This is a genomic window from Phytohabitans sp. LZ39 (assembly GCF_059359075.1).
Genome location: NZ_JCADBM010000025.1, coordinates 120,629 through 132,495, shown reverse-complemented (window position 1 = coordinate 132,495; position 11,867 = coordinate 120,629). Strand labels below are relative to the sequence as shown.

The window sequence follows — 11,867 nt, the reverse complement described above, 5'->3', positions numbered from 1 at the left end:
GGAGGGGCGGCGCATGGCCGTTTGCGCTATTACGACAGCGGCTTTGCGATTTTACGAATGGCTACCACCCTGTATGTGCCTTTGTATCTGGCTCCCGTGCTTGACTCCATCGAAAGGTCGTCGACGGATACGTGCAAAGCCTGCAACGCCGGCCGGACCCAAATCGTGTAGAGGGGTTGGGGCCGCATCATCTAGGGGGGACGATGAGCAGGGGCGTGGACGTTTGTTTCCAGGTGCTGGGGCCGTGGGAGGTGACCGACGCCGGCCGGCCGGTGGTGATCCCGGCCGGCCGCATGCGGGTGCTGCTGGCCTCGCTGATGGTCTCGGTGGGGCGTTCGGTGCCCACCGACACGCTCGCCGAGCAGGTCTGGCCCGAGCGGATGCCGGCCCGGGTGCGTGCCACCGTGCACACCTACGTCGCCCGGCTGCGCCGCCTGCTCGGGCACGACGTCATCCAGACCGCGCCCGGCGGCTACCAGCTCGCCGTGCCGGCGGAGGCGATCGACCTGTGGGCGTTTCGTGAGCTGCTGCGCAAGGCTGGTGCGGCCGATGCGCCCGACGAGGAGCTGGGCCTGCTGCGCCAGGCGCTCGCCCTGTGGCGCGGACGGCCGTTCGTCGACATGGAGTCGAGCTGGCTCGACCGCGAGGTGGTGCCTCGCCTCGGCGACGAGTGGTTCAGCGCGACCGAGCGCCGCATCGACCTGGAGATGCGGGTGGACAACCCGGGCAACCTCGTCGCCGAGCTGCGCGACCTCGTCCGCACGTACCCGACGCGGGAGTCGCTGTGGCTGCGGCTCATCGACGCGCTGCACCGCTGCGGGCGGCGGGCCGAGGCGCTCGACGCGTACCAGGAGGTGCGCGGGGTGCTCACCGACGAGCTGGGCATCGACCCCGGCGACGCGCTCCAGCAGATGCACCGCGGCGTGCTGCTCGACGGTGCCGCACCGGCCCCGGTCGAGGCCCCGCCGCCGGAGAGCGTTGCCACCCGCCAGCTGCCGCACGACATCGCCAACTTCAGCAGCCGCGCGGAGCTGGCGCAGCTTCAGCGGCTGATGGCCACGATCACCCGAAACGAGCGGCGGGTCACCCATATCGTCGCGATCGACGGCGCGCCCGGCATCGGTAAGACCACGCTCGCGGTGCACTGGGCCCACCTGGTCGCCCGCGCCTTCCCCGACCTTCAGCTCTACCTCAACCTTCGCGGGTACGGGCCGGGGGAGCCGATGACGCCGTCGGCCGCCGCCGAGACGCTGCTGCGCGGCCTGGGCGTGCACAGCGACATGATCCCGTCCGGCGCGGACGAGCGGACCGCCCTGCTGCGCAGCGTGCTCGCCGGCCGCCGGGTGCTGTTGCTGCTGGACAACGCCCGCGACGCCGACCAGGTCCGCCCGCTCCTGCCGGGCGCGGACAGCCTCGTCGTGGTCACCAGCCGCAACCAGCTCCGTGGACTGTCCATTCGCGACGGTGCGCACCGGGTCACGCTCGGGCCGTTGCCGCCGCACGAGGCGCTGGCGCTGCTGGCGGCTTCGTTCGGCGGGGCCCGGGTCGCGGCCGAGCGCGACGCGGCCACCCGGCTGGTGGAGCTGTGCGACGGGCTGCCGCTGGCGCTGGCCATCGTGGCCGAGCGGGCACAGCGGGCCGGCGGGCTCACCGAGGTCGTACAGGCGCTGATGGACGAGCGGATCCGGCTCGACGTTTTCGGCGACGGCGAGGGCGACCCGCATACCGACCTGTGGGTGGCGCTCTCCTGGTCGTACCGCGCGCTGGGCCCGGAGGCCGCGGCGATGTTTCGCCGGCTGGGCCTGCACCCGGCCGACGACATCTCGCCGGACGCCGCGGCGGCGCTCGCCGGTGTGCCGCTGCGGCGGGCCAAGCACGCGCTCGACAAGCTCGTCGCGGCCCACCTGCTCCAGCAGCGCCGCCCGCACCGGTACGAGCTGCACGACCTGGTCCGCTGGTACGCGCGGGAGCAGGCCGAGCGGGACGAGACGCCGGCCGAGCGGCTGCGGGTCGAGCGCCGGGTGGTCGACTGGTACCTGCACGCGGCCGTGGCCGCCGACAGCGCCATGCTTCCGCACCGCCGCCGCGACTACCTGGCGCCGTACCAGCCGGAGGTCGAGCCACCCGAGTTCGCGGACGCGGCCGCCGCCGTGGCGTGGTTCGAGCGGGAGTACGACAACATCCGCTCGGTGATGCGGTGGGCGGACAACAACGGCTTCAGCGGTCACGCGTGGCGGATGCTGACCTCGATGACGGCGTTCTTCGAGCGCCGCATCCCCTGGCAGGACGCGATCGAGTTTCACGAGTGGGCGCTCGGCGCCGCCAGCGCGGCCGGCGAGCGCACCGGCGAGGGCTACGTCCTCAACGGCCTCGGCTACATGTGCCTGCTCAAGGGCGACCTCGACACCGCGCTCCGCCACTTCCGCGGCGCGCTCGACCGGTTCCGCAGCTCCGGACACGTACGCGGCGAGGCGATGCTGTGGGGCAACCTCAGCACGATCTACGGCGAGCGGGGCGACCACCTGACCGCCCGCCGGTACGCCACCCGGGCGCTGGAGATGTACGAGTCCCTCGGCTACGAACGGGGTTGCGCGCTCAACCTGGACAACCTCGGCGTGGCCCTCTACGCGGCCGGCCGCTACGACGCGGCCATCGAATGCCACCTGGAGGCCGGCGAGATCAACGGCAAGCTCGGCGAAGTGAACAGCGAGGCGATCAACCGCCACCACCTCGGCCGCGCCTACGCCGCGCAGGGTCAACCGCGCCCGGCCCTGCGCGCGTTCCGCGCCGCCATCGACATGTACCGGGGTCTCAGCAACCGCCGGTTCGAGGCGCTGGTAATGGTCGACGTGGGTGCCACACTCCAGGAGGCCGGCCACAGCGGGCTGGCCCGCAGCTTCCTGGAGACCGCGCTGGCGACCCTCAAGGAGTACGACGACCCGGGCGCCCAGCAGATACACGAGGCGATCGGGGCCCTGCACACGGCGGCCGCCTGACGCGCTGAGAAAAAACTTGGGAGAGGTTGTCGAATCCACGCGGGACCGGTCGACGCGTTGGTAGAAGGACCTCATACGACCAAGGAGCGAAACGATGAGCAAGGTCACGACCGGCGCCACGATGTCCCTCGACGGCTTCATCGCGGACGCCAACCACGGCGGCTTCGACCACCTCTTCGCGTGGTATGGCGCGGGGGACGTGGAAGTCCCGACCGGCTTTCCGGACATGACGTTCAAGGTCTCGGCGGCCAGCGCGGAGCACCTCCGGCAGCTCATCGAGCGCACGGGCGTGCTCGTGGTCGGCCGGCGGCTCTACGACATCACCAACGGTTGGGGTGGCCGCCATCCGATCGACAAGACGGTCGTCGTGGTCACCCACCAGCGTCCGGAGGACCGGCCGGAGGACGACGAGAACTTCGTCTTCGTCACCACCGGCCTCGAGGACGCTATCGCGAAGGCCAGGGAGATCGCCGGGGACAAGGAGGTCGGCGTCAACGGTGGCGAGATCGCCCGCCAGTGCTTCGACGCGGGGCTGCTGGACGAGGTGCACGTCGACCTCGTGCCCGTCTTTCTGGGCTCCGGCATCCCGCTGCTCGGCCAGATCAAGGACGCGCCGGTGACCCTGGAGGGGCCGATCTCCGTCACCGAAGGGAAGGGCGTGACCCACCTGGCGTACCGGGTGGTGCGGAAGTAGTCGGCTCTGCGGGGAGACTGGTGGCATGGCCTTCGACGTGAGTGTGGTCCGTGCCACCTATCCCGCCCTTTCCGACGGATACGCCTACCTCGACGGTGCCGCCGGCACTCAGGTGCCCGAAGCGGTGATCCAGGCGATCGCCGGCGCGTACCGGCGGGGGATCGGCAACGTCGGCGGGGCGTTCCCGGCCAGCCACCGCTCGGACGCGATCGTCGCCGAGGCCCGGGCCGCGGTGGCCGACCTCGTCGGCGGGGTGCCGGCGGGCGTGATCCTCGGGCCCAACATGACCACGCTCACGTACCGGCTGGCGTACGCGCTGGCCAGGGACTGGCGCGAGGGCGACGAGGTGGTGCTCTCCCGGCTCGACCACGACGCCAACGTGCGGCCGTGGGTGCAGGTGGCGGCGCGGGCCGGAGCGACGGTGCGCTGGGCCGAGGTCGACGTGGCCACCGGCGAGCTGGGCGTCGAGCAGTACGACGGGCTGATCGGCGACCGCACCCGGCTCGTCGCGGTCACCGCCGCGAGCAACGTGCTCGGCACCCGGCCGGACGTGCCGGCGATCACCGCGAAGGCTCGTGCGGCCGGGGCGGTCACCTACGTCGACGGGGTGCACGCGAGCGCGCACGGGCCCACCGACGCGGCCGCGCTCGGCGCCGACTTCTACGCCACCAGCGCGTACAAGTGGTCGGGCCCGCACGTCGGCGCGGTGGTCGCCGACCCGGCGCGGCTCGACGCGCTGATCCCGGACAAGCTCGCCTCCTCGGCCGACGAGGTGCCGGGGCGGTTCGAGACCGGCACGTCGCCGTTCGCCGACTTCGCCGGCGTGGTGGCCGCGGTCGACCACCTCGCCGGGCTCGACCCGACCGCCACCGGCACCCGGCGGGAGCGGCTGCTCGCCTCGCTGGCCGCGGCCGAGGCGTACGAGCTGGAGCTCTTCGCCGCGCTGCTGACCGGGCTGGAGTCGATGCCGCACGTGACCGTGTACGGCAAGGCCGCGCGGCGCACCGCGACGGCGTACTTCACCGTCGCGGGGCGCACTCCGCGCGAGGTCTCCACCCACCTCGCCGGGCGGCGGGTGAACGTGTGGGACGGGCACAACTACGCCTGGGAGGTCACCGCCGCGCTCGGCATCCGGGAGGCGGGCAGCGCGGTGCGGGCCGGGCTGGTCCACTACAACGACCGTTCCGACGTCGACCGCCTCCTCGACGGCGTGGCGACCCTCGGCTAGCTTGTCCGCCGCTGGCGGGCGGCCGTGACGAGGTTGGTGAGCGCGGCCTCCACCTGCGGATACGTCCTGGTCTTGAGGCCACAGTCCGGATTGACCCACACCCGCTCCACGGGCACGACCTCGAGCACCGCGTCGAGCAGGTCGCCGACCTCGCCGGCGCCGGGCACCCGGGGCGAGTGGATGTCGTACACACCCGGGCCGAGGCCCCGGCCGAAGCCGTCCAGCGCGCCGAGGATGCGCCCGCCGGAACGGGCCGACTCGATCGTCGTGACGTCGGCGTCCAGCCCGTCGATGGCGGCGACCACCTCGCTGGCGTTCGAGTAGCAGAGGTGGGTGTGGATCTGGGTGTTGTCGCCGGCGCTGGAGGTGGCGTGCCGGTAGGCCGCGACCGCCCACTGTAGATACTCGTCCTGCCGGTCGCGGCGCAGCGGGAGCAGCTCGCGCAGCGCCGGCTCGTCCACCTGGATGATCGACGTGCCGGCGGCGGCCAGGTCGCGCACCTCCTCGCGCACCGCCTCGGCGACCTGGCCCACCACCTCACGCAGCGGGATGTCCCGCCGCACGAACGACCAGGCCACGATCGTCACCGGCCCGGTCAGCATGCCCTTGACCGGCCGCTCGGTCAGCGACTGCGCGTACCGGGTCCAGCGCACGGTGATCGGCGCGGTGCGGCGCACGTCGCCGTGGATGATCGGCGGGCGGGTGCAGCGGGAGCCGTACGACTGCACCCAGCCGTGGCGGGTGACGGCGAATCCGTCCAGGTGCTCGGCGAAGTACTGCACCATGTCGTTGCGTTCCGGCTCGCCGTGTACGAGCACGTCGATGCCGAGCCGCTCCTGTAGGCGGATCACCCGCTCGATCTCGGCCTCGATGAGCCGCTCGTACCCGGGCTCGTCGAGCGTGCCGGCGGCCAGCGCGGCCCGTGCGGCGCGCAGCTCACCGGTCTGCGGAAACGACCCGATCGTGGTCACCGGCAGCTCCGGCAGTCCGAGATGGACGGTCCGTTCCTCGTACGGTGCCCGGCTGTCCAGAGTGGATGGTGTCGTCTTCGCGGCGGGGTTCGGCGCTGGTGCCGCGCCGGTGAAGCCTCGGGCCAGTTGGTCGGCGAGCGCCACCACCTCGGCCACCTTCTGGTCCGCGAAGGCGAGCCGCTCGCGCAGCGCCGGGTCGAGGTCGGTCTCCGCGTCCAGGTCGTACGGCACGTGCAGCAGCGAGCAGGAGGTGCTCACCACCACGTCTGGGTAGCGGGACAGCTCGTGCAGGGCGCCGTCGAGGTCGGTGCGCCACACGTCCCGCCCGGAGACGACGCCGGCCACGAGCGTCTTGCCGCCCAGCGCGGCCGGATCGACGGGTCCGCCGCGCACGAGGTCGAGGCCGATCGCCTCGATGCCGGTGGCGGCGAGCGCGGGCAGCGCCTCGCCGAGCTCGCCGAAGTACGAGGCGACGAGCAGCTTGGGCCGGTTGGTGAGCGCGCCGAGCCGCTCGTACGCCCGCCGGGCCTCGGCCGCGCCCGCGCCGGTGACCAGCGCCGGCTCGTCCAGCTGCACCCACTCGACGCCCTCGGCACGGAGCGCGGCGAGCAGGTCCGCGTACGCGGCCACGGCCTCGTCGAGGCGGTGGAGCGGCGCGGACTCGGACAGCAGCAGGAACGTGACCGGGCCCACCACCACCGGTCGGGTCTCGTAGCCGAGCGCCCGCGCCTCCCGTACCTCCCGGATGGGCTTGTCCCCGGCGAGCCGCAGCGGCGTATCCGGGCCGATCTCCGGTACCAGATAGTGGTAGTTGGTGTCGAACCACTTGGTCATCCGCAGCGGCGGTAGCCCGTCGGCGCCCCGGGCCATCGCGAAGTAGGGGTCGGCGGCCGCCCGGTAACGCTCCGGCACGGCGTCCAGCAGCACGGCGGTGTCCAGCACGTGGTCGTACTCGGAGAAGGTGTTGGAAGGCAGCGCGCCAAGCCCGAGCGCGGCGAGCCGGCGCCAGGTGTCGGCGCGCAGGCCGGCACCCACCCGGTCGAGCTCGTCGCGGCCGAGCCGCCCGTCCCAGTACGCCTCCAGCGCCCGCTTCAGCTCCCGGCGCGGCCCGATCCGTGGATACCCGAGGATTGTCGAATGCGTCAGCACGCAGGCGATCCTGCCTCCGGACGGGGGTCTCCGGGCCGTCTATAGCCGCTGCTTATCGATCTCCTGGCCATACTGGGGTGTGGATCCGGGGCCGCCGCAACGCGAGGTCGCCTGCTTCGTGCGGGTGGCCGAGCACCTGAGCTTCTCCCGGGCCGCGGCCGTCCTGGGCATGACCCAGCCGGCGGTCAGCCAGGCCGTCGCCCGCCTTGAGCGCACGCTTGGCGTGCGCCTCTTCGACCGCACGAGCCGCGAGGTCGCGCTCTCCGACGCGGGCAAGGTCCTGCTGCCGTACGCCGAGGCGATGCTGGCGCACGCCGCCGCGTTCACGGCCGAGGCGGCGCGGCTCGCCGAGCCGGTCGGGCGCCCCGTCAGGCTGGCTTATTGCCCCCTCGTCGGCGGCCTCGCCGCCCGCGTCGTGCGGCGCCTGGCCGAACGCTCGCCCGCGATCGACGTGGAGCTGCGCCGGGCCGGCTGGAGCGCCGCGACCACCGACCTGGCGCAGGGCGGCGCCGCGGCGGCGTTCATGAGCACGCCGTTTCCCACCGGGGTGGCGATGACCGCACGCTTCCACGTTCCCGTGACGCACGTGGCCGTGCCGGCGCGGAGCCGGCTGGCGACGGCCACCCGCCTGGGACTGGAGCAGCTGCCCGCGGTGCTGCTGCCCCGCCTGCGGCCGCCGGGCAGCGTGTGGCACGCGCTCGCGCCGCGGCTGCGCTCGCCCGCCGTCGTGGGCGACCTCGACGATCTACCGGCGGCCCTCGACCTCGTCGCCGCCGGACGCGGCCTGCTGGCCGCACCCCACCTGCTCGTCGAGACGGTACGCCGGCCGGACGTGCACTTCATCCCCATCGACGCCGGGGAGCTCCGCATGACGTACGGCCTGGTGTGGGCCCCGGAACGGGCGTCGGCCGAGCTGATGGCGTTGGTGCAGGCGGCCCGCCAGATCCTCCGCGTGCCGTGATCGCACAAAGGGTGTTAGTTGAGACGCCAAACTATTGACAGCCATCTACTCGCTGTGTGAATCTCTGCGACGGAGCCGGCGGAGGCCTGGGCAGCTTCCTCTCTCGACACTCGCACGCCTCCCTCGGGGGCAGCGTGCGTCACTCTAGGAGCCCTCAATGCGAAACCCACCCCAAAAAGACGCTCCGCATCGCTCCACGTCTCCCCGGGGGCCCCGGAGAACCATCGCCGGCGCCCTCGCCTCGGTCCTTGCCGCCGGTGTGGCGGCGGTCGTGACCCAGGTGGCCGTGAGCACCTCGACGCCCGCGTCGGCCGCCGCCTCCGACCCGTACAACTGGAAGAACGTGCGGATCGACGGCGGCGGGTTCGTGCCGGGCATCATCTTCAACCCGACCGAGCGCAATCTCATATACGCGCGCACCGACATCGGCGGTGCCTACCGCTGGGACCAGGCGGGCCAGTCGTGGATCCCGCTGCTGGACAAGTACGGCTGGGACCGTTGGGGGTATAACGGCGTCGTCAGCATGGCCACCGACCCGGTGCAGACCAACAAGGTGTACGTGGCCGCCGGCATGTACACGAACGACTGGGATCCCAACAACGGCGCGATCCTGCGCTCCAGCGACAAGGGCAACACGTGGGCGGAGACGGCGCTGCCCTTCAAGCTCGGCGGCAACATGCCGGGCCGGGGCATGGGCGAGCGACTGGCCGTCGACCCCAACCGCAACAGCATCCTCTACCTCGGCGCGCCGAGCGGCAACGGCCTTTGGCGCAGCACCGACTCCGGCGTGACCTGGGCGAAGGTCACCAACTTCCCCAACGCGGGCAACTACGTGGCGGTGCCCGGCGACGTGTACCAGGGCGACAACCAGGGCATCGTGTGGGTGACGTTCGACAAGCGCTCGGGCACCTCCGGCAACGCGACGCAGACCATCTACGTGGGCGTCGCCGACAAGCAGAACACCGTGTACCGCACGACCAACGGCGGCACCTCGTGGGAGCGCGTCGCCGGGCAGCCGACCGGGTACATCGCGCACAAGGGCGTCCTCGACACGACCGGCGGCTTCCTCTACATCGCCACCAGCGACACCGGCGGCCCGTACGACGGCGCCAAGGGTGACGTGTGGAAGTACAACACCGCCACCGGCGCGTGGACGCAGATCAGCCCGATCCCGTCGAGCAGCACGGACGACTACTTCGGGTACAGCGGCCTGACGATCGACCGCACCAACCCGAACACCATCATGGTCGCCACCCAGATCTCCTGGTGGCCGGACGCGATCTTCTTCCGCAGCACCGACGGTGGCGCGACCTGGACCCGGATCTGGGACTTTACGTCATACCCCAACCGCTCCAAGCGGTACACGATGGACATCACGTCGGTGCCGTGGCTCTCGCTCGGCGCGAACCCGCAGCCGCCCGAGGAGACGCCGAAGCTGGGCTGGATGAACGAGTCCGTCGAGATCGACCCCTTCGACGGCAACCGCTTCATGTACGGCACCGGCGCCACCATTTACGGCGCCACCAACCTCAAGAACTGGGACACCGGCGGCACGGTGACCATCCGGCCGATGGTGAAGGGGCTGGAGGAGACGGCGGTGCTCGACCTGATCAGCCCGCCGTCAGGGGCGCCGCTGGTGAGCGGGCTCGGTGACATCGGCGGCTTCCGGCACACCAACCTCGACGCGGTGCCGCCGATGATGTTCCAGCAGCCGTACTTCACCAGTACGACCAGCCTCGACTACGCCGAGACCAACCCGAGCGTCATGGTGCGGTCCGGCAACTTCACCGACTCCGACCGCCCGAACGACAGCCACGTCGCGTTCTCCACCGACGGCGGGGCGAACTGGTTCCAGGGCACCGAGCCGGGCGGGGTCAACTCCGGCGGCACGGTCGCGGCGGCGGCGAACGGCAGCCGCTTCGTGTGGGCGCCGGGCGACGCGGGGATCCAGGTCGTCTACTCGGTCGGGTACGGCAACAGCTGGTCGCAGTCGCAGGGCATCCCGGCGAACGCGGTGGTCGAGGCCGACCGGGTCAACCCGGACAAGTTCTACGGCGTCAGCAACGGCACCTTCTACGTCAGTACGAACGGCGGGCAGTCGTTCACGGCGGCTGCCACCGGCCTGCCGACCACCGGCGTGAAATTCAAGGCCGTGCCGGGGCGCGAGGGTGACATCTGGCTGGCCGGCAGCACCGGCCTGTTCCGGTCGACCAACTCGGGGACGAGCTTCACCAAGATCTCCAACGTCACCGAGGCGGTCAACGTCGCCTTCGGGAAAGCCGCTCCGGGGCAGTCGTACCAGGCGCTCTTCCTGGTCGGCACGGTGGACGGGGTCAAGGCCGTGTACCGGTCCGACGACACCGCCGGCACCTGGCTGCGGATCAACGACAACGCCCACCAGTACGGCAACATGGGCGAGGCGCTCGCCGGCGACCCGCGCATCTACGGGCGGGTGTACCTCGGCACCAACGGGCGGGGCGTCCTCTACGCCGACCGCACCGGCGGCACCCCGACCACCCCGCCAACGACGCCGCCCACCACGCCACCGACCACCCCACCCACCACGCCTCCCACGACGCCGCCGACGACCCCTCCCACGACGCCCCCGACCAGCGGGCCCCCCACGGGCAGCGGCTGCGCGGTGACGTATGCGGTCACGGGTCAATGGGGCGGCGGCTTCCAGGGTGACGTGAAGATCACGAACACCGGCAGCCAGGCGGTCAACGGCTGGAGCCTGGTGTGGTCGTTCGCGAACGGCCAGCAGATCTCGCAGATCTGGGGCGCCACGCGGACCCAGAGCGGCGCCACGGTGACCGCGCGAAACGAGGCCTGGAACGGGACGATCGCGCCGAACGGGTCGGCCAGCTTCGGGTTCATCGCCAGCTGGACGGGCACCAACGCGCGCCCGGCGGCGTTCACCTTGAACGGCTCGGCCTGCTCGGTGAGCTGACGGTTCCGTCAATCCTGGGGCCGGCGCTCGCCGGCCCCAGGGTTAGACCAAAGTCGGTCGTCGTCTCGACCCGGGATTGACGCGCGTACGCCCGGCTGCTGGGCAGGCTGGGCGCATGAGCGGGAGTTGCGAGGCTACGGGCCTTGACCCCGACGGCGGACGAGCGCCGAGCGACGGAGCGGGGGTAGGCACGGTGGATGCGGTTTACCGGCGTCACGAGACCGTCGTCTCCGAACCGGCGTGGGCGGTTGGCCTGATGTGGGTGGGCCTGCCGCTCGCCGGTGCCGGGGCGGGGTGGCTGCTCCAGGCGCTCGCCGGCTGGCTGGCGGAGCTGCCGTGGGTGCCCTTCGACGGAATCGTCGAGTGGATCGCCTCGGTGGCCGACAACGAGCCGCTGGCCACGATCGTCAGCCTCGCGGCCGGCGCGGTGGTGGGGCTCGTGCTCGCGGTCATCGGGGCGATGGAGACGCTCGTCGTGCGGATCACCGATTCTGAGGTCACCCTCCGTCGTGGTGACACCAAACAAAAGATCAACCGTGCCCGTGTACGGACGGTGTTCATCGACCGCAAGCAGCTGGTGTTGCTCGGCGTGGAGGCCGACGAGCTGGCCCGCGAGGGCTTCGACCTCGGCGCCGACCGGCTGCGCGACGGTTTCATCGCTCACGGCTACCCGTGGTCGGCGGCGGGCGACCCGTACCGCGACGAGTTCCGCCGGTGGGTGCCGGACGACCCGGAGCTGCCGGGCAGCGCCGGCGCGTTGCTCAAGGCGCGGTCGAAGGCACTGGAGGACGGGAACAAAACGGACATCGCCGAGCTGCGGGCCGAGCTCGCCAAACTGGGCGTGGTCGTGCGCGAAGAGGCCAAGCGGCAGTACTGGCGGCGCACCCACCCGACCAGTGGCTGAGCAGGGGGTATCCC

Annotated in this window: 7 protein-coding genes; 6 read left to right on the top strand and 1 reads right to left on the bottom strand. The window is 71.9% G+C overall.

The window, feature by feature from the left end:
- Nucleotides 1–203 precede the first annotated feature (203 nt).
- From AC5L36_RS36850 to AC5L36_RS36840, 3 genes are all read left to right on the top strand, one after another.
- Nucleotides 204–2,996, top strand: a complete 2,793-nt coding sequence (locus AC5L36_RS36850; protein ID WP_441223435.1) for an AfsR/SARP family transcriptional regulator — start codon at nt 204–206, stop codon at nt 2,994–2,996.
- 94 nt (nt 2,997–3,090) lie between these two features.
- A complete protein-coding gene (locus AC5L36_RS36845; RefSeq protein ID WP_441223434.1) occupies nt 3,091–3,690 on the top strand; it encodes a dihydrofolate reductase family protein in 600 nt (199 codons plus the stop codon).
- A gap of 25 nt (nt 3,691–3,715) precedes the next feature.
- A complete protein-coding gene (locus AC5L36_RS36840; RefSeq protein ID WP_441223433.1) occupies nt 3,716–4,918 on the top strand; it encodes a cysteine desulfurase-like protein in 1,203 nt (400 codons plus the stop codon).
- On the opposite strand, the gene metE is transcribed toward AC5L36_RS36840, so the two are convergent.
- Nucleotides 4,915–7,038: a 5-methyltetrahydropteroyltriglutamate--homocysteine S-methyltransferase gene (gene metE / locus AC5L36_RS36835; protein WP_441223432.1), complete on the bottom strand. Its 2,124-nt coding sequence runs from the start codon at nt 7,036–7,038 to the stop codon at nt 4,915–4,917. The two genes, AC5L36_RS36840 and metE, sit on opposite strands and share 4 nt — an antisense overlap.
- 79 nt (nt 7,039–7,117) lie before the next feature.
- Here metE and AC5L36_RS36830 point away from each other — a divergent pair, with 79 nt between their 5' ends.
- From AC5L36_RS36830 to AC5L36_RS36820, 3 genes are all read left to right on the top strand, one after another.
- Complete coding sequence (locus AC5L36_RS36830) at nt 7,118–7,999, top strand: LysR family transcriptional regulator (protein ID WP_441223431.1); 882 nt, start codon at nt 7,118–7,120, stop codon at nt 7,997–7,999.
- A 271-nt stretch (nt 8,000–8,270) separates the two neighbouring features.
- Nucleotides 8,271–10,949: a cellulose binding domain-containing protein gene (locus tag AC5L36_RS36825; protein ID WP_441223430.1), complete on the top strand. Its 2,679-nt coding sequence runs from the start codon at nt 8,271–8,273 to the stop codon at nt 10,947–10,949.
- 193 nt (nt 10,950–11,142) lie between these two features.
- Nucleotides 11,143–11,853, top strand: coding sequence for a YqeB family protein (locus tag AC5L36_RS36820; protein WP_441223429.1), 711 nt, complete (start codon nt 11,143–11,145; stop codon nt 11,851–11,853).
- Nucleotides 11,854–11,867 lie beyond the last annotated feature (14 nt).